The 22,880-nt window shown below is 69.9% G+C and carries 20 protein-coding genes and 1 pseudogene; 9 read left to right on the top strand and 12 right to left on the bottom strand.

The genetic code is table 11. The annotated features are described in order from the left end of the window. Positions 1–785: 785 nt before the first annotated feature. Entirely contained in the window at positions 786–1,085 is a 300-nt protein-coding gene (locus OG219_RS01340) for a hypothetical protein (protein WP_266821958.1), read from the bottom strand. A gap of 196 nt (positions 1,086–1,281) precedes the next feature. Continuing rightward, on the bottom strand, positions 1,282–2,265 hold the full coding sequence (locus OG219_RS01335; protein WP_266821956.1) for a hypothetical protein: 984 nt from the start codon (positions 2,263–2,265) through the stop codon (positions 1,282–1,284). 343 nt (positions 2,266–2,608) lie between these two features. Between OG219_RS01335 and OG219_RS01330 the strand changes: the two genes are divergently transcribed. Both OG219_RS01330 and OG219_RS01325 read left to right on the top strand, forming a co-directional pair. Then, complete coding sequence (locus OG219_RS01330) at positions 2,609–3,595, top strand: nitroreductase family protein (protein WP_266821954.1); 987 nt, start codon at positions 2,609–2,611, stop codon at positions 3,593–3,595. 279 nt (positions 3,596–3,874) lie between these two features. Next, positions 3,875–4,717, top strand: coding sequence for an Hsp20/alpha crystallin family protein (locus OG219_RS01325; RefSeq protein ID WP_266821953.1), 843 nt, complete (start codon positions 3,875–3,877; stop codon positions 4,715–4,717). Positions 4,718–5,090: 373 nt separating this feature from the next. On the opposite strand, the gene OG219_RS01320 is transcribed toward OG219_RS01325, so the two are convergent. The 3 genes from OG219_RS01320 to OG219_RS01310 all read right to left on the bottom strand — a co-directional run bounded on the left by OG219_RS01320 (position 5,091) and on the right by OG219_RS01310 (position 7,793). Continuing rightward, positions 5,091–5,270: a hypothetical protein gene (locus OG219_RS01320; RefSeq protein WP_266821951.1), complete on the bottom strand. Its 180-nt coding sequence runs from the start codon at positions 5,268–5,270 to the stop codon at positions 5,091–5,093. A 489-nt stretch (positions 5,271–5,759) separates the two neighbouring features. Further along, positions 5,760–6,770 carry a zinc-dependent alcohol dehydrogenase gene (locus OG219_RS01315; RefSeq protein WP_266821949.1) on the bottom strand — a complete coding sequence of 337 codons (1,011 nt, stop codon included), beginning with the start codon at positions 6,768–6,770 and terminating at the stop codon, positions 5,760–5,762. Between the two features lie 150 nt (positions 6,771–6,920). Next, positions 6,921–7,793, bottom strand: a complete 873-nt coding sequence (locus OG219_RS01310) for a universal stress protein (protein ID WP_266821947.1) — start codon at positions 7,791–7,793, stop codon at positions 6,921–6,923. Positions 7,794–8,173: 380 nt separating this feature from the next. Here OG219_RS01310 and OG219_RS01305 point away from each other — a divergent pair, with 380 nt between their 5' ends. The 3 genes from OG219_RS01305 to OG219_RS01295 all read left to right on the top strand — a co-directional run bounded on the left by OG219_RS01305 (position 8,174) and on the right by OG219_RS01295 (position 11,004). Then, positions 8,174–8,866, top strand: a complete 693-nt coding sequence (locus OG219_RS01305; protein WP_266821945.1) for a response regulator transcription factor — start codon at positions 8,174–8,176, stop codon at positions 8,864–8,866. Positions 8,867–9,206: 340 nt separating this feature from the next. Beyond that, positions 9,207–10,235 carry a type I glyceraldehyde-3-phosphate dehydrogenase gene (gene gap / locus OG219_RS01300; RefSeq protein WP_266821943.1) on the top strand — a complete coding sequence of 343 codons (1,029 nt, stop codon included), beginning with the start codon at positions 9,207–9,209 and terminating at the stop codon, positions 10,233–10,235. 268 nt (positions 10,236–10,503) lie between these two features. Next, positions 10,504–11,004, top strand: coding sequence for a hypothetical protein (locus tag OG219_RS01295; RefSeq protein WP_266821941.1), 501 nt, complete (start codon positions 10,504–10,506; stop codon positions 11,002–11,004). A gap of 733 nt (positions 11,005–11,737) precedes the next feature. Here OG219_RS01295 and OG219_RS01290 read toward each other — a convergent pair. Next, positions 11,738–12,634, bottom strand: a complete 897-nt coding sequence (locus OG219_RS01290; protein ID WP_266821939.1) for a universal stress protein — start codon at positions 12,632–12,634, stop codon at positions 11,738–11,740. A gap of 448 nt (positions 12,635–13,082) precedes the next feature. On the opposite strand from OG219_RS01290, the gene OG219_RS01285 reads away from it, so the two are divergent. Continuing rightward, complete coding sequence (locus OG219_RS01285) at positions 13,083–13,238, top strand: hypothetical protein (protein ID WP_266821937.1); 156 nt, start codon at positions 13,083–13,085, stop codon at positions 13,236–13,238. A gap of 79 nt (positions 13,239–13,317) precedes the next feature. Here the strand turns inward: OG219_RS01285 and OG219_RS01280 are convergent, their stop codons facing one another. The 5 genes and pseudogenes from OG219_RS01280 to OG219_RS01260 form a co-directional block, all read right to left on the bottom strand. Then, complete coding sequence (locus OG219_RS01280) at positions 13,318–13,749, bottom strand: heme-binding protein (protein WP_266821935.1); 432 nt, start codon at positions 13,747–13,749, stop codon at positions 13,318–13,320. A 129-nt stretch (positions 13,750–13,878) separates the two neighbouring features. Next, entirely contained in the window at positions 13,879–14,805 is a 927-nt protein-coding gene (locus OG219_RS01275; protein WP_266821933.1) for a hypothetical protein, read from the bottom strand. Between the two features lie 27 nt (positions 14,806–14,832). After that, positions 14,833–16,109 (bottom strand): annotated as a pseudogene (locus tag OG219_RS01270) (MFS transporter). A 260-nt stretch (positions 16,110–16,369) separates the two neighbouring features. Then, the gene (locus OG219_RS01265; protein ID WP_266821932.1) at positions 16,370–17,185 is read right to left on the bottom strand and encodes a FadR/GntR family transcriptional regulator; all 816 of its coding nucleotides are present in this window, start codon (positions 17,183–17,185) and stop codon (positions 16,370–16,372) included. A gap of 222 nt (positions 17,186–17,407) precedes the next feature. Beyond that, positions 17,408–18,547, bottom strand: coding sequence for a hypothetical protein (locus tag OG219_RS01260; protein ID WP_266821930.1), 1,140 nt, complete (start codon positions 18,545–18,547; stop codon positions 17,408–17,410). 273 nt (positions 18,548–18,820) lie between these two features. Here OG219_RS01260 and OG219_RS01255 point away from each other — a divergent pair, with 273 nt between their 5' ends. Then, positions 18,821–19,267 (top strand): hypothetical protein, encoded by a 447-nt coding sequence (locus OG219_RS01255; RefSeq protein ID WP_266821929.1) that lies wholly within the window; start codon positions 18,821–18,823, stop codon positions 19,265–19,267. Positions 19,268–19,334: 67 nt separating this feature from the next. Here OG219_RS01255 and OG219_RS01250 read toward each other — a convergent pair whose 3' ends face one another. Continuing rightward, positions 19,335–20,528, bottom strand: coding sequence for an RNA-guided endonuclease TnpB family protein (locus OG219_RS01250; RefSeq protein ID WP_266821928.1), 1,194 nt, complete (start codon positions 20,526–20,528; stop codon positions 19,335–19,337). 152 nt (positions 20,529–20,680) lie between these two features. Between OG219_RS01250 and OG219_RS01245 the strand changes: the two genes are divergently transcribed. Both OG219_RS01245 and OG219_RS01240 read left to right on the top strand, forming a co-directional pair. Further along, on the top strand, positions 20,681–21,241 hold the full coding sequence (locus OG219_RS01245) for a hypothetical protein (protein ID WP_266821927.1): 561 nt from the start codon (positions 20,681–20,683) through the stop codon (positions 21,239–21,241). A gap of 269 nt (positions 21,242–21,510) precedes the next feature. Beyond that, positions 21,511–22,740 (top strand): PP2C family protein-serine/threonine phosphatase, encoded by a 1,230-nt coding sequence (locus OG219_RS01240; protein ID WP_266821925.1) that lies wholly within the window; start codon positions 21,511–21,513, stop codon positions 22,738–22,740. Positions 22,741–22,880 lie beyond the last annotated feature (140 nt).

Below are 22,880 nucleotides of genomic sequence, written 5' to 3'. Positions count from 1 at the left end.
CAGTGGATCACGCTTGTATTCACTACTCACCGTGGGGGGCGGCGTCGACGGAAACCGTCCGGACGAACGGCTGTACAGGAGGCGGGTGATGGCAGTGCGGGAGCGGCGCGGTGATCGCGGCTGTGGGGCACGCGGATCTGACCGCGGTGACGCTGGACATGGTGGAGGCCGAGCTGCGGACCCGGCTGGAGCGGCTGACCGTGGGAGCGACGGGCCCTGGTGAGTGCCGGGCCGGACTGCCCGTACCGGGTCCGAGCCCTGACCGACAGAGCGAGCAGCGCATGAACCAGAACACCCCGTCCGCGGCACCCATGCGGGTCTTCCTCCTCGACGACCACGAGGGCGTCGAGGAGTACTCAAGGCTCTTCCCGGTCTGTCCTGCCTGCCGTTCCTCTGCAACGTCTGGAAGACCGCCAAGTACGGCAAGAAGGTCTGGGTCGACGACCCGTGAGGCTGCGGCCGGTCACTGGAGTTGGCCACAGAGGGTTCGCCGGCCCTGGCACAACTTCACCCCCTGCCCCTGACGGCCGCGACGTGGTCCCGCGCCTGTACGAGGGGAGGTCGCCCGAGAAGCTGCGGCTGTGCTTCTTCGCGGCGAGTCACCGCTCGGCCGAGCCGGCTGTGGATCGGTTGTCCGCAAAGGACAGGCCCGGCCATCGCGCGCCGGCCGCCGAGAGCGCAGGCCGGATCGCTCGGGGAGCCGTCCGGTCCGACGGCAACGGGGCGAAGCATGACCGGCATCTCCCCGGATCGGTGACCGAGGATCCTCCAGCAGGTCCCTGCCTTCAGGATCCCGGCGTCCGTTGGCGACGGGCGCAGGCCGCCGGGCCCTTGAACAGGTCCGAGCGGCCCCGGGCCGAGGACGCCGCCGCGGGATGTCGGTGGTGCACGAGCGGCGGGCGCGTGCGGCTCCGCGGAGGCGCCGTCCGGGCGTGCGCGGGTGCCTCGGCCTTGCGGACGCGGCGGAGCTGTATCCGCACGACGAGGGCGTCCAACGCCGCACTCAGCGCGAAGGTCACCAGCGCCGCCGCGAGCAGCAGGACCGTGAACCGTTCCCAGAATTCCGGTGTCAGAGTCGTACCCACCGCCCTCACTCCCTTTCCATGTGGGGCCTGGTAGGGGCCCTCTCTACCTCCAGGAAACCCCGTCACGACGCTCGGCACAGGATGCCGAGCGGTCCCCGGCCGGGGCCGTAGGGCCCTGGTGGGGCCCCGAGTACGGCGTGCCGATTCCGGCGGCCCTCGTTGCACCGGCCGCCACGGGGTGGATACGACATCGCGATCAGCCCGCCGAGAGAACCTCGGCGGCCGGACGCCGGGGAGTCTGCTGACCCCGGCCTGCGAAGCCGAGGCGCAGGATCATCTGCGGGAACTGCCCGGCGACGATCGTCGTGCGCACCTGCGCGCGCAGGCGCGGCACTTCCAGGGGCTGCGTGTGGAAGGCAGCCCCGACCCGGTGAGCGGAGGCGTACAACAGGACGCGCTGCAGGGCCTGCCCGGCTCGCAGCCAGTCTCCGCGGGTGTCGTGCGACGTGCTGAGCAGTGCGACCAGTCCGGTCCGCGCGGGCCATACCGCGGGTGGGGTCGGCATGGTGCGGGTGAGGCCGAGGAAGTCGCGTCCGGCGAGCGAGGTGCAGTCCGGATGGTAGGGGCAGTCGTCGAACGGCACGCCGTCGAGGCGGCTGCTGCGGGACGGCCGTGTCCAGTGGGTGAGTTCGGCGACGCGCCCAGGGTCGGTCCGCCCGGTCTGCTCGCCGTCCCGGACCAGCTCCGCGAGCCGAATGACCTCCGTGCGGGATCCCAGGGTGTACAACTCGGCGCCCTCGGCCCTGGCGTGTTCGCGCAGTTCGTCGATCAGCGACTGGGGGAGCGGAGCCGTCCGGAACGGGCCGCGGTGGGTGTGCCGCTGCCTCATCGCATGGTGCATCAGCTCTTCGTCGGCGCTCGGACCGGCATACGGTCCCCAGGCGACGCGCGCGAGGAAGGCGGGGTTCCAGGGGTCGGGGAAGGGGCGTACGACGGGCAGGAAGCCCAGATGCCGCATGGCGAGGCGCACATTGAACAGTGCCGCACCGCAGCTGATGGCCATCTCGCGGCCGGCCGGATCGGTGCGCGGCAGGCGGCGCCTGGGATCCGCGTACAGGTCCAGCCCGGTGTTCCGGCCGGTGAAGAGCCAGGGCTGGCTGTTGTGCAGCGAAGGCGCGGTGATGGCCGCGCAGACCAGATGACCGGTCGCGTGATCGGCACGTGGATGCGTTGCGTACATGGCGGGGCCGCCGTTCGTCGTGACCTGTTCGACCTTGCTCTGGTGCCCAACGTTGCTCTGGGGCAGCTGATGTGCGCAGGGGCCGGATGTCCCTGGAGCGGGGTCGTACGGACCATGCCGTGTCGGCGGGAGCAGGCGGCGGGCAGGTAGGCGCGCCACCGAATCCCCCTCCGAGCCGGAGTGCTCCGCCGCTACGGCCATGGGAGACCGAGCGGTGGCGCGGGAGCCCTTCAGCACCGCACCGTTGGTCCCTGCGCTGCGTCGCGCGTGCGCGACTATCGTGGATGGGAGGGACGGACCCCCGCACTCCGTGATCGGTCCGGACTCCCGAGGGAGGCACCCGGTGTCTGTGGAGCCACTCGACGCGAAGACGGTGGAAGCCCTCGTCCGGGACGCTGGGGCCGCACCGTCCATGCATAACGCACAGCCGTGGACGTTCCGCTTCCGCTTCCATTCCGGCGGAGGCACATTCGAACTGCGCTCCGCCCCAGAACGCGCCATCCCGCACTCCGACCCGGACAACCGCGCCCTGCACATCGGCTGCGGTGCGGCGCTGTTCAACCTGCGAGTCGCCTCCGTTCACATCGGCCGAGAGCCGGTCACCACTCTGCTGCCCGACCGCGCCGACCCGGACCTGCTCGCGACAGTGCGCCTGGAGGCGCCCCTCGGTCCCGTTCACGATCTCGCCTCGCTGTACCCGGCCCTCAGCCGCAGGCACACCAGCCGCCAGCCGTTCACCGATCAGGACATCCCCAAGGACCTGCAGGGCGACCTCTGCGAAGCCGCCCGTGCGGAGGGAGCACAACTCACCTTCCCTGCCCCCTGGCATGTTCAGGAACTGCTGGACCTCGTCGGCGACGCCGAGGGCAGGGACGCCCATGACCCAGGCGCCCTTGAGGACCTGAAGCGCTGGACCCGTACCGGTACGGACACGGCGGCGGACGGCGTCCCCGAGTACGCCTTCGGCCCCCGCAAAGAGCGCGGACGAGCCCCGGTTCGCGACTTCGCGGGCAGGGAGGCTGTGGCCGACCGGGGCGCCGCGACCTTCGAAGACGCGCCGTGCCTGGCCCTTCTCGGCACCGTCCACGACAGTCCCGCCGACTGGCTGCGCGCCGGGCAGGCGCTGGAGCGCGTGCTGCTCGTGGCCACGCTCGGGGGCCTGGCCACCGCACTCACGTCACAGGCCCTCGAACGGTCCGACCTCCGCTGGATCGCACGCGACCCGACGACGGCGACGGGATTCGTCCAGATGGTGCTCCGCCTCGGATACGGGCCTGCGGGGCTCGAGACGCCGCGGCGAGCCGTACGCGAAGTACTCGACCTTGAATAGGCGACCGGGCGGAGAGTGCTCCGCGCCTGGCGCCGGTTTGAGGCCCTCTTGAAGGCTGGAGCTACGGCAGGTCCTCGGCCGGGGCGCCGTCAGGCGGGCGGGGCGAGACCACAGCGGTGACGGGCGCTGACCGCTGCCGTCAGGACAGGTTCGAGCGTGCCGTCGGCTTCCTCGGCGCGCATGGCCAGCCGAGATCCTTGCGGGCCAGATCTCGGCGGGATCGGTGGAACGAGGCATCGCCTCGCCTCGCAACGCGCCGAGAGGCAATCCGTCTCCGCTGTGCCGACCCAGAGCGCGGCGAAGGCCGAGCAGGCGACGGAGTCCGGATCCGTTGACGGCAAGGTATGGGCGAAGGTGCGCTGGACCGCTCCCGACGGATCTCCGCACACGGGCCTGACGAAGGTCGAGGCCGGTGATACGGCAGGCACCCCGGTCACCGTGTGGACGGACCGTGGCGGCGGGCCGGCCGGGCTGAGCGCCGGGGCCGCGGTGCTGGTCTGCGGGCGGCTCGTACGCGGACGTCCGGAGCGGCAGCGCATGGCGCGGTGGGACGCGGAGTGGGAGCGGGTCGGCCCTCAGTGGCGGAGGACGACCGTCTGCCAGGGGCCGCCCGGGTCCGGTGCTGGGCCGGTCGGCCCACGCGGGTCCCGGCCCTGGCGCGCGACGCTGGAAGAGGTGAAGAAGGAAGAGGGAGGAGACATGAGCGGCATAATCGAGCGGCTGCCGGGCTGGTCACCATTGCCAGACCTGTTCGGCTGGATCGAGGCCGGGTTCCCCGGGGTGCACGCGGTTCCAGGGCTGCACGGCATCCGTGTCGAGGAGCACCTGGCGGACGGGACGTATGTGCTGCGGGCCGAGCTCCCGGGCATCGACCCGTCCGAGGACGTCGAGATCAGCGTTACGGAAGGCGTCCTGACCTTGCGCGCCGAGCGCAGTGAGGGAACGACTGAGAAGCATCACACGGAGTTCCGCTACGGCACCTTCGCCCGCTGCGTCCGGCTGCCCGCCGGGGCCAAAGGCGACGAGGCGACCGCGGAGTACGAGGACGGTGTTCTGACCATCACGGTGCCGGTGCCGGAGACGAAGACGGGTACCAGGACCATCCCCGTGCGGCACGTCTGAGCGCGGGTTCGCGCTGAGCCGCACCACGTGTGCGCGGCCGGTACGTTCTCCCGGCCGCGCACACATCTCCGGGTCGCTTCATGCTCTTGTCTCCTCCTTGCGCTGTTGAACTTCGTCGGCGGGGCCAACGATCGGCAGATCCACGGGGGTTGTTCCCCTGGAGGCATGTCCGCCCCCACCTTGCGGAAAGGTTCGTGGTGGTCGATGCCGGACACCGAGACGAGGATCTCGCCGAGCCCGGTGGCGTCCAGCGAGGCGAACTGTCGGGGCGAACGGTGCGAGCTCGCCGGGCCTGCCGGAGTGAGAGCGAGGGTGGTCGTGTCGGCCACCTCGCCGGGTACCTGGGTCACCTCGTAGGGCAGGGAGACATCGGTCATGGCCGGTCGCTGCTGCCGTGGGGGGCGTACAGGTCGAGCAGCCGAGTGCGGGCCGCGTGCGGCCGGTGGGTGAGCACCCGGCCGCCGCGCCAGGAGATCACCGCGTACAGCGAGGTCGACGGGGCCGAAGGGCCCTGAGGGGGCAGGGCCTCGGCCGTGGGGCTGTGGCGCGACACTTGCGCCTCCCAGCCGCTCGCCTCGCCGGCCGGGCCGTTGCCGGGCCCCGGTGGGGGTGGGGCGAGCGTCCTCGCGCAAACTTCCGCCTGCCGGGCGTGGCCCTGCTCACGCAGGTGCGTCCTCAGTCGGGATCTGCCGGTCCGGCCGCTCGACGACCGCGCTCCCGGCACACCGCCGGGTCGGGCCATGTGGTGGGTAGCCGCGCGTAGAGCCGGCATTCGGCCGCCGGCGCGGGACCGTCACCTGCTGTCGCTGGTCCCGGTTCCCGGGAGGGAACGCCACCTCGGCGTCGCCGCGAAACAGGCCCCGGACTGCAGTCGAGCGGCCCGTGCAGCCCCGATCCGCGTCTCGTCGAGGTGGCGCTCCTGCGGTCGAGCAGACCGCGCAGCTTCGCCCGGCTGCCCTCCGCTCAGTCCTGGATGCGACGGACCACGAAGATGTCTCTTTCCCGGAGGGCGGTCGCGAGCCTGCGGTAGTGCGGCGTCACCTCACATCTCGAAGACGATGCGGGCGGTGACCTGTCCGTTGAGGACTTCGTCGATGGATTCGTTGACGGAGTCCAGCGGCCGGGTCTGGTAGATCACCTTGGTGCGGCCGGCGACGTGCAACTGGAACACCTCGTCGAGGTCCTGGCGGGTGCCGACGATGGAGCCGATGACGGAGGTGCCGTTCAGGACGGTGTCGAAGATGGGGACCCGGATGGTGCCGCCGGCGGGCAGGGCCACCATGATCAGCTTTCCGCCGCGGCGCAGCCCGCCGTAGACGGAGGCGAAGGCCTGCTCGTTCACCGCGAGTGCGATAGCTGCGTGGGCGCCGCCGTGCTGCTTCAGCACCTCGGCCGGGTCCTCCTTGCGGGCGTCGATGAGGATGTCCGCGCCGAGTTCGCGGGCAAGTTCCAGCTTGTCGTCGGTGACGTCGATCGCGGCTACGGTCGCACCGGCGATCTTGGCGTACTGCACGGCGAGGTGACCGAGGCCGCCCACACCGGAGATCGCCACCAGCTTGGCCGGACCGACCCCGGCTACCTTCAGCGCCTTGTACGTCGTCACACCGGCGCAGGTCAGCGGAGCGGCGTCGCGCGGATCGATGCCCTCCGGCACCAGCTGCGCGAAGTCGGCGGAGGCGAGCATCTTCTCGGCGTACCCGCCGTCGCAGCCGTAGCCGGTGTTGACCTGGTTCTCGCACAGGGTCTCCCAGCCGGAGAGGCAGTGCTCGCAGCGCCCGCAGGCATAGCCCAGCCACGGCACCGCGACCCGCTGCCCCATAGAAAGGTGGGTCACGCCGTCGCCGAGCGCCTCCACGATGCCGACGCCCTCGTGACCGGGGATGAACGGCGGGTTGGGCTTGACCGGCCAGTCACCGTGCGCCGCGTGAATGTCGGTGTGGCACAGCCCCGACGCCTCGACGCGAATCCGCACCTGCCCGGGGCCGGGCTCCGGGTCGGGACGCTCCTCGATCACCAACGGCTCGCCGAAGGCACGGACAACTGCTGCTTTCATGGTGCGCTCTCCTCTGATCCGCCGGTGTTCACCGGCCCTCGGTTCCGGTCTCAGCCTCTGACATCCCGCCGTTCGGCGGGCAGGGGCCGCAGGTCCCCGGGACGGGGCCTACCGGCCCTCGGCCGCCAGGCCCTCATCGCTCTCCGGCCCTCAGTCGTGCGGGACGACCGCCACGGGGGCGGCGGCATGGTGCAGGACGGCATGTGTGACCGGGCCGATGCGCATGCCGAGTGCGGGCCGGTGCGCCTTGCGGCCGACGACCACGAGCCCGGCTTCGACGGTGGCCTTCAGTACGACCCCGGCTGCGAAGGCGAGTTCGAGTGTCCGGACCACGGGTACCTGCGGGTGCTTCTCCCGCCAGGGCTTGAGCAGTTCGTCCAAGTCCCTGTCCACCCGGGCCTCCATGCCGCCGTCCTCGTCGCTGATGTGCAGCACCGCGGGGTTGTATCCGTAGACGGGAGGCAGGCTCCAGGCGTGCACGGCACGCAAGGTCGCCCCACGCGCGGTCGCCGCGGCGAAAGCGAACTCCAGCAGTGGCTCGGCCGATTCGTCCAGGATCTGGAGCGCGACGACCACCTCGCCACCGTCGGGCTCGGCGGCGGACCGTTCGGTCGCCCGCACCATCACCACCGGCCCCTTGGCGCGGGCGAGTACCTGCTGGCCGACCGAGCCGAGCAGGAAGCCTGCGATGGCGCTGTGCCCGCGTGAGCCCAGCACCAGCATCTCGGCCCCGTCGGCCTGGTCCAGCAGGACCGATGCCGCGAGGTCGGAGACCTGCCAGGTGTCGATCGGCAGGTCCGGATACCGGGCGGCCAGATCCTCCTTCGCCTCGCGCAGAATGCGCAGGGCCCAGCGCTTCTGGGTCTCCAGGTCCTCGGCGGCCGGCACGTCGTGCGGCTGCCAGATCCAGGCGTGGACAAGGCGCAGCGGCAGTCCGCGGCGCTGCGCTTCCCGGGCGGCCCAGTCCGTTGCAGCCAGGCTCTCGGGGGAACCGTCCAGACCGACGACGATGGGGCGAAGCATGAGAAGTACCTCCGTGTCCGATGCGGAGGGCCTCGGACGTTCCGCCCGGCCCTCACCCCGAGAGTGGTGGAGGGGCGGCGTCGGGCCCAGGGGCCGGTGGTCCCGGGTTCGGGCCCGTGGGCCCTGCCGGCAGGTGTCCTGCCCGGGCCCGGCGGTCATGCCCGCAGCCGGCCGGTGACTACGGCCGCGTTCGGATCGGCGAGCTCGTGGGCCTTGGGCTGACGGTCGAGCGACATAGCCTGAGACACACGTGCGAAACTGGCCCGTCCCGTTCCGGCCTCGCGGCGCGGCAGGCTGCAGGCCTCCTTACGAGAAAGATCCGGGACCCACCCACTCAGTCGGGTACCGGCGCAACCGGCGCACGAATCAGGAGCGATGTGATGGCGGACAGCGAACACCCCACCCCGACGGCCCCGATCAGGGTCTTCCTGCTTGATGACCACGAAGTGGTGCGGCGCGGCGTGCACGACCTGCTCGACGACCAGCCGGACATCACCGTCGTCGGCGAGGCCGCCACCGCAGAACAGGCACTGGTCCGCGCCACCGCGCTGCGCCCGCAGGTCGCGGTGCTGGACGTACGCCTGCCGGATGGGAACGGTATCGACGTGTGCCGCGAACTGCGCTCCCGTATGCCCGACCTCGCTTGTCTGATGCTCACCTCCTTCGACGACGAGGAAGCGCTGCTCGACGCGATCATGGCCGGTGCCTCCGGCTACGTGCTCAAGCAGATCACCGGCTCGGACCTTGTGTCGGCCGTACGCACCGTTGCGGGTGGCCAGTCCCTGCTCGACCCCAGCGCCACCACCAGGCTGATGGCCCGGCTGCGCGGCGCCGAGGAGAAGAAATCCGAACCGGAAGCTCTGCCGGGCCTCACCGACCGCGAGCGGGAGATCCTGGCGCTGATCGGTGAGGGGCTGACGAACCGCCAGATCGGCCAGCGCCTCTTCCTCGCCGAGAAGACCGTCAAGAACCACATCTCCCGGCTCCTGGCCAAACTCGGCGTGGAACGCCGCATCCAGGCTGCGGTCATCGCCACACAGGCACAGGACAGGCTGGAGAGGGACAGGCCCTGAGGCACCGGCCACGGGCGCGGCAGCCGGACAAGGGCCTCCGGTGTGCCGTCCCTCGCCGGACTCCGCGGCCGGGTGTCGCCCGCACCGCTCGCCGGACTCCGCCCAGCGAGCACGGACTCGTGTACCGCCTCTCAACGTGACGCGAGTTCTGCGAACAACTCCCCGCAGTACCGGCGTTACGCCGTGGCCTATCACGCGGACTGTCTCGTGGCCGTCGTCCGAGGCAGGTGATGTCGGGCCGAAGGTCCCTCGATCCGCCCCCGTACGGCCCACGTCCCACCCGGTCCGGAGCTCGCAGGCTGGTCTCACACATCAGAGACCGACCGGAAGGACGACGGACATGACCGTGCGGGTAGGCATCAACGGCTTCGGACGCATCGGGCGCAACTACCTGCGCTGCGTGCTGGAACGTGCCGAGGCCGGGACCGGTACACCAGTCGAGGTGGTGGCGGTCAACGACCTCACCTCCCCTGCGGCGCTGGCCCATCTTCTGGAGTTCGACTCGACCTATGGTCGGCTGCGCCGCACCGTCGGGCACGACGACACGTCGATCACGGTCGACGGCCGCCGCATCGTCGTGACCGCCGAACGCGACCCGGCCGCCCTGGCCTGGGGCGAGTTCGGCGTGGACGTGGTCATCGAGTCGACCGGCCGCTTCCGCACCCGCGAGGATGCCGGACTGCATCTGAAGGGCGGCGCCCGCAAGGTGCTGCTGTCGGTGCCCGGCAAGGGGGTCGACGCCACGATCGTGATGGGCGTCAACGAGAGCACGTACAACCCCGACGGCGACCACGTCGTCTCGAACGCCTCCTGCACCACCAACTGCGTGGCACCGATGGTGAAGGTCCTCGACGAGGCTTTCGGTATCGACAAGGGCCTGATGACAACCATCCACGGCTACACCAACGACCAAGTGGTGCTGGACGGCCCGCACAAGGACCCGCGCCGCGGCCGTACGGCGGCCGTGAACATCATCCCGACCAGCACCGGAGCCGCCCGCGCCGTCGGCCTCGTACTCCCGGAATTGGCCGGCACCCTGGACGGCCTCGCGGTCCGCGTCCCCGTCGAGGACGGCTCCCTCACCGACCTCACTCTGGTGCTCAACCGACCCGTGACCGCGGACGAGATCAACGGCGCGTTCCGGGAGGCCGCCGACGGGCCGCTGAAGGGCATCCTGCGGGTGTCCGACGCGCCGATCGTCTCCCGCGACGTCGTCGGCGACCCCGCCTCCTGCGTCTTCGACGCACCGCTCACCCTGACCCACGGAAACCTGGTGAAGGTCTTCGGCTGGTACGACAACGAGTGGGGCTACACCAACCGGCTGCTCGATCTCACCGAGTACGTCGCCGCCCGCCTTCCGGCGAACTGACGATCAACGTTCCCCGTCCCCAACCAGCGGCCGCCGCACCGGATCTGACTCCGGGCGGCGGCCACTCGCCGTTCTACGAGATGTCCGGGGCCCGGCCCTGGATCCGTGCCAGGGCCGAAGGTCCCTCCACAGGCTGCGCGGCCGGGCCGATCGTCCCCCGGCGGCGGACCCGCGTGGCCCTCGGCCCGTAACGCCCGAGCCTGGGACGGTACTTGTGTCGTACCGCCCGGAACCGACCGAGGCGGCAGTCGGAAATGGGGGCGTGGCGATGGGTACGAAGGTGAGGCTGTGGCGTTGGCGACGCAATCCGCTGCGACGCCGGTCGGACGCGGCGGAGGCCTGGGTCGTCCTGGCGACGGGCCTGGCCATCGCCATCGGCGCGCCGATGGCCGGGGCGGCGACGGCATGGACTGTCCAGGACAGCCTGGACAGTCAGCGTCAGGACCGGCACAGCACTACGGCGGTGCGGTGGACCGGGCCGGACGGAACCACCCGCACCGGCGACGCGGAGGTGAAGACGGGCCTCAGGGCCGGTGACCGGGCCACCGTGTGGACCGACGACCAGGGAGCCCGCACCGGCGAACCGGCCGGCCCCGCCGAGGTGGAAGCCCGAGGCGGCCTGTCGGGGGCCGTGGCCGCGGGCGGGGTCTGCGCCGTACTGCTCACCGGCGGCTGGGTCGTCCGGCGGCGCCTGGACGTGCACCGCGCGGGCGAATGGGAACGCGAATGGGCCGAGGTCGGCCCGCAGTGGGCCCGCAAGCGTGCCTGACGTTGTCCATCGTGGCTGCCTGGCTGCCGCCGCGACGGCCGCCGTATGCCCCGGGGTGAACTCCCATCGTTGCAACCCGCAGTGAAGCACCAGCCGAGCAGGCAGCCCAAGGCGCCGTCACCGCCCCCGGCGCACCCCCAGGCATGAACGGCCCTTCTCCAAGCGGCCGTTCACCAGGGCTCTCCCGGGGACGGCCAGTGAACGCTGCTGGACCTCGGCATCCCCATCGGCTCCCCGGCCATGAACCAGTTCACGGTGCCGCCCACGGACCAGGCGTGTACTTCGGCGACGGCTTCGTCGGGATGAGCCGCGAGATGTGGGACGCGGTCGGACCCAACGCGCGGGAGGTCGCCCCCGGCGTCCGCCCGGATCACCAGAAGGGTTTGCCGGCCGGTGACAGGACGGCCGGTCTGTGGGCGCGCGCAAGGGGCGGGAACCGCGCGCCGTACCGCGACCGTGGACGCTGCACCTCTTCTTCTCGGCCCAGACGGGCTTGCGCGTCGACACCTGAGCCATGGAGGCGGAATCGATGGAAGCCAAGGACCGGCGCCCGCTTCTCGCGGACCTCGATTGCGCGGTGCGCGGTACTGAGCCGCTTCTGGGCGTCTTCTTGAGCCAGTCCCTGGCTTCATCTGCAGTACATCACCGCAGAGGTGCGGCCAACAGGGCCGAACGGCCCCGAACCGGCCGAAGAGCGGACCGTGCGCGCCTCGGTGGCAGGGGGCGCAGGCCGTCACTCGTGGGGGATCACCGCCACGGGCGCCTCGGCGTGATGGAGCACCGTGTGCGTGACGGGCCCGATGCGCGCGCCGAGTGGGGTGCGGCGGATGTGGCGGCCGACGACGATCAGCGAGGCGTCGCGCGCCGCGTCGACCAGATGATCGCCCGCGTTGCCGATCGCGGTCTGCTCGACGACTTCGACCCCGGGGAACTTCTTGAGCCATGGAGCCAGCGCCTCGTCCACCGCGCTCTTCTCCTGCTGGGCCAGTTCGCTGCCCAGTGCCGGGTCGGCGGAGAGTCCGTAGGCGAAGTAGGGTGGCAGGCTCCAGCCGTGGACCACGCGCAGGGCCGTCGCACGGCGGGCCGCGGCCTCGAACGCGAACTCGATCAACGTGTCGTCGGGGTGCTCGTGGTCGAGGCCGAGTACGACATCGCGGTACGGGGTCGTGATGGACGGGCGTCCTTCGGGGTTCGGCTGGTGCTCGTCCTCGGCCCGCGCTCCGGAGCGGACGAGGACGACCGGCCGGGCGACCTGACCCACGACGCTGAGCGCCACGGAGCCGACGAAGTAGCCGACGACGCCGCTGAGGCCGCGGGATCCGATGACCAGCGGCTCGGCCTCAGCGGCGGCGGCCGGCAGTGCTGTCGTGGGCGCGTCGCGGACCTGCTCGGAGGTGATCTCCAGATGCGGGTGGTGGCGCCCCAGCCGCTCCGTCGCGTCGCCCAGCACGCGGTCGGCCCAGTGGCGGCGCGTCTCGTCGTCCGACACCGGCTCGGCGTACGGCTGCCAGTCCCAGGCGTGGACGAGGTGCAGCGGGAGTTCGCGGAGCGCGGCCTCGCGGGCTGCCCACTCCGCCGCGGCAAGGCTCTCGGGCGAGCCGTCCAGGCCGACGGTCACGGTACGGGGCATGGTGAGGACCTCCTCGGGGTGGGTGTACGGATCACGCTCGCAGTCCGCGGCAGTGCCGCAGGAGGGCCGACCGGCCCAAGTGCTCGTGGCAGTCGGCCCTGTTGGCCAGGGCAAGCCGGGCCGGATCAACGTGTCCGCCTTTGCGTGCACGATGTCGTGGGCATCGGCCGGGGCCCCTGTAGCCACGAGGCCGCACTAGGGAGTCGTACTACCGATACCGGCCCGACTCGGCGGGGGCGGCACCAAGGAGCGACCGTTCTGCCTGCCCCGGGAGACGCCTGTCGTCGGCGTCACGAAGGCATGGCCGGCCCCTGCACGAGGCAGAACACCACGGCATCGCGCAGGGGCCGATCGGCCCTCATGATGGGGCCCTGACGGCTCAAGCGACGGCCCGGCCCGAGGCGCGAAGGTGGAGGCAGGCGCGACGATGGGCCAGGAGGCACCCGCCATGGACACAGCGCAGCCGAGGCGGACCGAGTCCGGAATGGCACCGAGCAGACCCGCCCTGCTGACCTTCCTGGGCGGTGTGGGAACGGTCACCGGGAGCAAGTTCCTGGTCGAGAGCGACCACGCACGCGTCATGCTCGACTGCGGACTGTCCTAGAGCCTCGCCGATCTGCGACGCCGCAACTGGCGCCCGCCGCCGTGCGACGCGTCGTCCGTAGCACTGCCGCCCGCGTGTGTCAGCCAGGGTCGGCGGAGAGGCCGACACTTTCCACGGCGGCGACCGCACAGGTTTCGTCGTTGTCGGAGGTGTTACCGCTGATTCCGACGGCGCCCAGTACACGGCCGGCGCTGTCGCGGATCAGTACGCCTCCGGGCACCGGGGCGATCCGGCCACCGGAGATGGAGCTCAGCGCGTCGAAGAATGCGGGCGCCGCCTCAGCCCGGGCGGCCAAGGTGCGTCCGCCCAAGCCCATGCCCAGGACGCCCCAGGCCTTCGCCTGGGCGATCTGCGGTTGCAAGAGGCCGCTACCGTCCTCCCGTTGGCAGGCCACCAGTGCGCCTCCCTGGTCCAGGACGGCGACGGTGAGCGGGTGGAGGTTCTGTCGTCGGCCGGTCGCCGGCGCGGCGTCGACGATGTGCGCTGCCTGGGACAACGACAAGGGTTCCATGAGCCGTTCTTGATTCCTCGGTTCGTGGGTCGGTCTGCCCGCGCTTCCCGGCGACAGTGGCTGTGGGACACGGTGTCCCACAGCCACTGACTCTTCACAGGCGCGGTGGGACAGGCCCCGCGCGCCCGATCAGGCGATGGCCTGCTCCGCTCCCTGCCCGGCGTCGGTGATCTCCACGTAGTCGAAATCCTCCGACTCCTGCGGCGGTACGACCGGTACGACCACCGGTGGCAGACCCACGGCATAGAGCTCGGCCCCGGTCTCGGCCGTGAAGTCGAGCGTCTCGTCGGATTCGACTTGGATGGCCGCCAGCCGTTCGACCGGCGTCTGTTCGCAGGTTCCACTGCCGGACAGCACCACGATCAGCCGCCGCCCGCGGGGCTCCCTCGACGACCAGTGCGCCGTCGGGCCGAGCCTGGTCATCTCCATCCACATGCCGCGCTCGGAGAACGAGCCCAGGAACTTGCGGTCCACGCGGTCCGCGCCCGGTACCGGCAGCCAGTTGAACCGCTTAGGATCGGCGATGATCACGTCCTTGTAGCGGGGCTTGGGGTACTTGAGCCGTTCGCCGTAGACGTGTTCCCAGATGGCGTTGAGCATCCACTGCGTCTTGCCGTCCGACCGGTGGTAGTAGTTGCCGTCGAACCGCCCGGTCTCCGACATCTCCTTCTTCGCCCGGCGGCGCTGCTCGATGCTCATGAACCCGCAGCCGGACGCACCGCCGAACTGGAGGACGAGCTGGACGCGTTCGCCGGGAGCGGCGTCGCCGAGCGCGTCCTCCTGCGGGCCGTACGCCGTGCCCTCGGGGAAGTAGCCGACCTCACCCTCGCGCAGTACGAGGCCATGCCCCAGGTTCATGTCGCCACGGACCGGAAGGCGTATCTGCTCGAAGTTGTGGCGGTGGCGCGGCATCCAGAAGTCGGCATCCTGACGACCCAGGATGTACATGAAATTGTCGGGGGAGTCGGGCTCTCCCTTCAGCAGGTGCTGGAAGGAGACGTCGCCGGTGGGGTGGTCCTTCACCCAGGCTTTGTCGTCGAAGTGGGTGATCTTCATGCTGTTCTCCGGGAGAGGGGGAGTCGTTCAGCCGGCGGGCGTGGGATCCGCGGCGACGGGGTGGATCTCTGCGGGGCGATCCGCGGCCTTCTGCAGGACGAGGCGTCCGAGGGCGAAGACGGTGCCGGCACACGCCGCGCAGACAAGCCCGGCGACGACGAACATCGCCCCCATGCTGATCGACGCGGCGACCATCCAGCCGCCGACGGTGGGGCCGATGATCCCGCCGACCCGGCCACAGCGCATCGCCCAGCCGACACCCGTGGCCCGCAGGGTTGTGTCGTAGTAGGTGGCGAGCAGCGAGACCGTGCACATCTGGGCGCCGATGGCGAAGAAGCCGGCGACGAAGACCGTGCTCAGGAGCCACGCGCCCGATGTGCCGGTCTGTCCGACGCAGGCGATGCCGACGGCTCCCAGGGCGTAGGAGAGGCTGATCACCATGCCCGGCGCCCATCGGCCGGACAGTCTGCTGATCATGAGGCTGCCGAGAATCCCGCCGACGTTCAGCGAGGCCACGGCGAGGATCGCCGCGGACGTGCCGATGCCGGCCCGTGTGGCCAGTGTGGGGAGCCAGTTGACGATGAAGAAGGCCATCAGCAGCGTCAGGAACAGGGCAACCGACAGGAGCGTGGTGCCCAGTGCCCGCCCCTCTGTGAACAGACTCCACACAGGAGTCCGCCGAGGGACATCCCCTGCCTTCGTCTTCGCCTGTGCCACCTGTTCCTCGTCGATGCCCATCCGGGCCAGGAGCTTCGCGATGGCGGCGTCATCGTTCCGCAAGGACAGGAAACGAATGGACTCCGGCACGAAGGCGATGATGAGAGGGACGAGCAGCAGCGGAAGGACGCCGCCGACGACGAAGATGCTGCCCCAGCCGTATCGGGGGATCAGGTGGGCGGCCAGCACGCTGCCGAGCACCGAGCCCAGCGGGATGCCGCAGAACGTGATGGCCGCCACGGTGGCCCGTGCCCGCTTCGCGGCGTACTCGGCGGCGATCGCGATGGCCCCGGCAACGCGCCGCCGACACCGAGACCGGTGACGAACCGGATGACGCTCAACGAGGTCATCGAGTCGGCGAGAGGAGTGGTGAGAGAGGTCGCGCCGAAGAGGAGAACAGCGAGCACCAGTGTCGGCTTCCGGCCGATCCGGTCGGCGATCACCCCGGTGGAGATCGCGCCGATCAGCCCGCCGAACAGGCCGATGCCGAAGACGAAGCCGAAGCTGGAGGGGGAGACGTGCCAGGTGGTGGCAACGTCGGGTGCGGCAAAGGAAATCGACTGGGTGTCGAACCCGTCGAGGACCATTACGGCGACGCAGAGCGTGATGATGAGGGTTTGGAAGCGGGATGTCTTGCTGCGGTTGATGAGCGAGTCAAGATCGGGACGTGCGTCGGCACTCAAGGCGCCTCCTGGGTGTGTGCGGCTCTGAAAAGTCCCCCTTGGTTCTCCGGATCACCGCGAGGCACGGATGTCCGTGTCCGCGGCCGATGGGCGCGCGTGCTGTGGCGAGAACGCAGGGCCGCCGACGACGGACCGATGGTGCCAGGGCGTCGGCGGGCAGGTTCTCAGCGGGTCAGCGAGACCAGCTTTGTGCTCATGAGCGAGGAGATGAGGCGCGTGTAGCTGGGATCGGAGAGCCGGATCTGCTGCGTCCCCGGAGAGGAGGTGAGAAGTTCCAGGGCGTGATCGTGGTAGGCGCGGGTGGCCTGCTCTGCCCGTTCGGGGTCTCGTGCCTCCAGTGCCTCGACGACGAGGATGCGGTCGTTGTGGAGTGCGCCGGCCACCTCCCGCAGGGGCAGCATCTGACGTTGGGACAGTTCCATCGCCAGCTCCACCTGGAGCTGACCGAGGAAGGAGCAGATCGCGGCGAGTACCGGGTTGCCGCAGAGCCCGGAGAGCAGCCGCAGGAAACTCCGTAGATCCTGCATCGCCCGGTCCAGGTCCTCGATGGAGGCGAGCCGCTCGGCGGCCTCCCGCAAAGAGGCGAGTTCCTCGTCGGTCGCGTGGCGCGCGGCGAGCCCGGCCGCGTGCGAGTTGACCACTCCGAGGATGTCCATCACGTCCGTGACGGAGGAGGCCTCCAACTGGATGGCCGAGGCCAACGACACCGCGATCAGGGTCTCTGTCCGCACGGTGACGATCGATCCGCTGCCGTGCCGGACCCGGACCAACCCCTGGGAGGCAAGGGCACGAACGGCCTCCCGCACTGTGGCGACACTGACTCCGTACCTCGCGGCAAGATCACGGTCCGGTGGGAAGCGCGAGCCGTGGGGGAGTTCGCCACGCAGGATCCTGACTCGCAGATCCTCCAGGATCTGATCTGCGACCCGCACTCGGTCGATCTTCAGATAGGCCCGCGAGCCGTCGGGGTTCTCCTCCATGGCTGACGCCTCCCTCGGAGTCCGTGACGTGCACCACAAAGTACGTACAGCAGTGACTAGTGTCAGTGACTGGTCACTTGGTAGGTTCCTATGCGCTGCCGAGTGGCCACGACACCCCGACCTCGGCGCATCTCAACTGCCACCCACGCAAAACGCCCGGCCGGGAAAACCCGGCCGAGCGCCTGCATGAAACTGCTCGCGGACTGAATCGTCTAGAAGGGGTCAGCGAGTCGAACGCTGGATCAGCTCATACTGCGCGGAGGTGGACTCGCCGGTGATGAGTCCGTAGTAGCCGACGGACCAGAACTGCCCCTTGCGGCCGGTGGGCGCGAGGGCCTCGATGTCGTACGACTGGGTGTGGCCGCTGGGGACGGCATCGCCCGCGACGGAGGTCCAGACGCCGTCGCGCAGGCGCCAGTAGAGGGCGGTGCCCTCGTAGCCGTAGGGGTCGCCCGAGACCCAGACGGTGCCCTTGCCGTCGCCGGTGATGGCGCCGGCCCACAGCCCGCCGACCGGCCCGGTGACGTCGTGCCAGCTGTGGCCGTCCCAGTGCAACACCTTGGTCTGCTGCGGTTCGTCCTCGACGTACGGCGTGAGAGCGGTGACCCAGACACTGCTGGCGGACTCCTGGTAGACGGCCGTGACCCGGATGTCGCTGCCGGACGGCGCGACGTCGGTCCACGAACTGCCGTCCCAGTGCAGGAGCACGGATCGGCTCGGCTGACCGACGTACGCGAACTGCCCGACCGCCCAGGCGTCGCGGGAGGTTCGCGCCTCGATAGCGGTGATGCTGACGCCGGCTTGGAGGGGGGTGCTCTGCCAGACGCCGTGGGCGTAGGAGTTGATCGCGGTGTCGCCCACCAGCCAGACCTTGCCGGGGACCGCGGCGAGCTTCGCGAATCCGTAGCCCTTCTCGGCGGGCAGCGGCGTCTGCGTCCACCGCTTGCCGTCGTAATGCGCCAGGGTCTCGCCCTGCTGGTCCCAGCCGTACGCCCAGACGTCGTGCGCCGACACCGCGTCCCCGGCGTGCCACACGCCGGTCGCCGGCACGCCGGGGGTGGACTGCTGCTGCCAGGTCCTGCCGTTCCAGCGCAGGATGACACCCTGGCCGACGCCGTCGATGTACTGGACTCCCACCGCCCAGGCGGCATTCGGACCGACCGACGCGATGTCGAAGAGCGCTGAGTTGTCCGAGAGCGTCCCCGCCAGGGACGTGTGCCAGGCAGGAGCCGAAGCCTGGCCCGGGGCCGACGGGGCGGGAACCGCACTGTCCGTCGCTGCGACCGAGGCCGGGGCGACGGCCACGGTAGCCGCCGTTAACGCCGAGACAATCGCGACCTTGAGGTACGTGCCTGTCTTCATGACTGCTCCCCGTTGTCTACGTCTACGGGGGAGCCGCGTGGATCGCAACTTCGCCCCCGTTGCCGCTTGCTCACCCAGGAGACCGTTCGCCCCGCCGGACGGTTGTGCCAGCAGCAGCGGTAGCACCGCGGCGCCGACATGGCCTGGAACCGGCTCGACCCCCGGCGGTCCCACCTGACGCTCGCGCCGGCGGAACCGTTTCAGCGGGGCGCCGTGTCCTCCTTCGCGGAAGGTGGTTCCACGCCGCGGAACCACCTGCGAAGGGGGATGGCCATGTGGGAGGTACGCGAGGGAGCACGGTTAGGGGCTTGGGCCGTCGCCGGGGTCATCGGCCTGGCGGTGTTGTACATGATCGGAGCGTTCGCCTTCGGCGGCGCGGCGTGGATCACCGCCCCGTTCCGCGGTGAGGTCGAGAAGCGCAACAACACCGTCGGCTCGGGCGAGTTCCGTCAGACCACGTACGAGGAGTTCTTCGATCTGTGCGAGGCCGTGCAGAACGCCGAAGGCACGATCCAGGTGCTCCAGCAGGAGCGGAAGGCCGCTTCGGAGACCCGCAGGACGCAGATCGACCAGTCGATCACCGCGCTGAAGGCCAGCCGGATCGAGTCGGTCAACGACTACAACTCGAAGGCCGCCCAGGAGCACCGCGCGCCCTTCCACGACAAGGATCTGCCGTACCGGCTGGATGCCACCGCCGAGCGCACGACGTGCACCAACTGATCCCCATCTCACCCTGGGAAGAGGGCAGCACCGCTTGACGCTCGCCCCTCCTGAAGGGGGGAGATTCTTACGGCTTGCGCCGTGAGACTTCCTGTTTCATCGCCGACTGCCCGCCCGGAGTGCTCCGTTGAGGTCTTACACCAGCTCCACAGGCTGCAACCGCCCGTCCGGCGGCCAGAAGGTTCTTCGCCGCGTTCACGTCCCGGTCGTGGGTCGTCCCGCAGTCGCACGTCCAGGTGCGGACGCTGAGCGGCATCTTGTCCTGCAAGGTGCCGCAGGCGGAGCACAGCTTGGACGAGGGGAACCACCGGTCCACGGCGATCACCTCGCGCCCGTACCAAGCGGCTTTGTACTCCAGCATGCTCCGGAACTCCGACCACGCGGCATCGCTGATCGCACGGGCCAGGCTCCGGCTCCTGACCATGTTGCGTACGGTCAGGTCCTCGATCACGAGCGTTTGGTTTTCGCGCACGAGTCGAGTGGTCAATTTGTGCAGGCCGTCCCGCCGACGGTCGGCGATCCGGGCATGGATCTTGGCGACCTTGAGCCGGGCCCTGTTCCGGTTCGCCGAACCCCTGGTCTTCTTTGCGAGGTTCCGCTGAGCCTTCGCCAGGCGAACGCGGTCCTTGCGCTCGTGGCGCGGGTTGGTGACCTTCTCCCCGGTCGACAGGGTCAGCAGGTGGTCCAAGCCCACGTCGATACCGACCGCGTTGCCGTTGGCCCGCAGGGGCTCGAGGGACGGGTCGTCACACAGCATCGAGACGAACCAGCGGCCCGCAGCGTCCTGCGACACCGTCACCGTCGAGGGGTCCGCTCCCTCGGTGAGGGGCCTCGACCACACGATGTCCAGCGGTTCAGGCATCTTCGCCAGTGTCAGTTTCCCGTCACGGAACCGGAAGCCGGACGTGGTGTATTCCGCCGACCTTCGGGACTTTCGCCTGGACTTGAAGTGCGGGTGCTTGGCCCGCTTGGCGAAGAAGTGGGTGAACGCCGTCTGCAAGTGCCGCAGCGTCTGCTGCAGCGGAACCGAGGAGACCTCGCAGAGGTAGGCCAGTTCCTCGGTCTTCTTCCACACCGTCAGCATGGCCGAGGTCTGGTTGTAGTTGACCCGTTCCTGACGCGTCCACGCCTCCGTACGAGCGGCGAGCGCCAGGTTGTAGACCTTGCGAACGCATCCGAAGGTGCGCGACAGCTCGGCTGCCTGCGCAGCGGTCGGATAGAAGCGGTACTTGAACGCCCGCTTCACGTGATTCCCGGTCACGCTCACAAACCAGCGAGTCCACAAGTAGAGACCAAACCTGCGGGTCAGGGCACGGCGATCCGCCCTGATGGCGAATCCCAGCTCGATGCCCGGCTCCGCAGGAATCCGTTCCCTCTCCACCCTGAAGAGCGGACTATCCACGGAGGAATCCGATGAAGAAGTTCGTACGCATGGCCCTGGCCGCCGTCATTGCGCTCGTCGTGGGCCTGGCCCTGACGTCCTGCACCGACGACTCCAGCCAGGACAAGGAGAACAAGGCCAAGCAGGACAACTACGACCACCTCGTGGCCCAGCAGCCGGCGGGCCGCATGGAGTACTCGCCGACCCGCGAAGCGATCAACCAGTGGATCAAGACGTGGGGGAAGCGGGGCAAACTCTCGTACGTCTACATCCAGAACGCCAAGGGCGAGTACGGGTACTTCATCATGAAGGGCCTGCCGGTGCCGCGCTGCAAGATGCTCACTCCGACGGAGAAGGTGGAGTCCACCAACAACGGCGTCGCGGTTCTCTCACAGCCCGGCATGGACGGTACGTACACGTCGGGCTCCACCTGCAACGCCTACTACGGTTTCGATGCCACGACGGGTGCGTACATGGAGTTCACGGTCGGCACGAACCAGTCGTTCTTCCTGTTCGACAAGCCCATGACGATGCCGGAGTACGCCAGCGCCAAGCAGTTGGGGCCGACCTCGGTGAAGGACGTCGAGAAATAACCTGGAGCGGGCGGGGGCCGGTTGAAAGAGTTCCGGCTCCCGTGTCCCGCCGAGCGGCACGGTCCCACGGGCACGGTCTGACCCTGCTCCCCGCTGGCACCCGGCTGCTCGACGCCACGGACGCGGTCGACGAACCGGATACCGCGCGAGACGCGGAATGGCGGCTGCTCGGGCGACTCGTTGAGAGCCACGCCAGGAGGGTTACGGTCCGGGCGGCCCGTCGCTCTTATCGTGTGGGCACGACGGGGCGGCGGGAGGCGGGCGGACAGGTGGCGGGACCGGAGATCGATTACAAGGCTGTCTTCGAGGTCTTGCCCGGCATAGTGGCGCTGCTGACTCCTCAGCTGGTGTACGCAGACGCGAACGAGGACTTCACGCGTAGCTCCGGGCGCACTCGCGAGCAGCTGATCGGGCGGTACTTGTTCGATGTGTTTCCCGACCGGCCCGACGACCCTGCCTCGAGCGGGATGCGGAACCTGGGAGCGTCTCTGCGCCGGGTGGTGGCGACAGGAGAGCGCGACACCATGGCCCTGCAGCGTTACGACGTCGAATCGGTGGACCGGCCCGGTGAGTGGGAGGAGCGGTACTGGAGCCCGGTCAACGCGCCGGTGCTGGACCCGGACGGCAACGTAGTGCTGCTGATCCATCGGGTGGAGGAGGTCACCGAGCTCATCCGCGCCCGTGGCGGGCGAAACGGTGGTGACCGGGCCCGCGTCATGGAGGCCGAGCTGTACACGCGCGCCCGGGAACTGCAGCAGGTCAACGAGCGCCTGCGGCAGGCTCACGCCCGCGAGCGCGAGGTTGCACTCGCCTTGCAGGATGCGATGCTGCCCGCTCCTGGCGAGGTGGGTCACCATCGCGCTGCTGTGCGCTACCGGCCCGCTGCAGGCGCGCTGAACGTGTGCGGCGACTGGTACGACCTGGTGGACCTGTCCGGCGACCGCATTGCGGTCGCTGTCGGCGACGTTGTGGGTCACGGACTCGCCGCGGCAGGCGTCATGGGCCAATTGCGCAGCGCTCTCAGCGCCGCTTCCCGGGTTTCCGCCGGCCCGGCCCAGGCGCTCGAAGTCCTTGGTCTGTACGCGCGTTCCGTCGAGGGCGCCGAATCGACCACGGCTGTGTCGGTCTGCATCGACTGGGACACCCGCACCCTCACCTACAGCAGCGCCGGTCACCCGCCACCCGCCCTCCTGCGGGGCGCGGGCAACGTTGAGTTCTTGGACCAGGCCACTGATCCCCCTCTTGGCGCCCGCCCCGAGCATGCCGCCCGCCCACAGGCCGCTACTGGCTTCGCCGAGGGCGACACGCTGGTCCTGTATACCGACGGCCTGATCGAACGCCGCCGCGAAGACATCGACGTCGGCCTGGGCCGCCTCAACGATGCCCTGGCCGACCATCAAGGAACCGAACCCGAGAGCCTCGCCGATGCCCTCTTGCTCGAGTTGCTTCCGCCCGGCGGCGCCACCGACGACACCGCCCTGGTGGTCATCAGACTGTGAGAGCTGGGAGGCGGGCGGCCTCCCAACACGGCACGGCCGACTCGGGGCGCTCCCTCAACTCCAGTCCGTTGAGCAGCTGGTCGGGGCCGACGGCGTATCGCCGCACCGGTTTCACCACCGCAGGCTCCCCTGAAAACGCT

This window comes from Streptomyces sp. NBC_00038, assembly GCF_026343635.1.
Classification (GTDB): domain Bacteria; phylum Actinomycetota; class Actinomycetes; order Streptomycetales; family Streptomycetaceae; genus Streptomyces.
The sequence above is the reverse complement of the archived record's forward strand: the minus strand, read 5'-3'. Positions and strand labels throughout refer to the sequence as shown.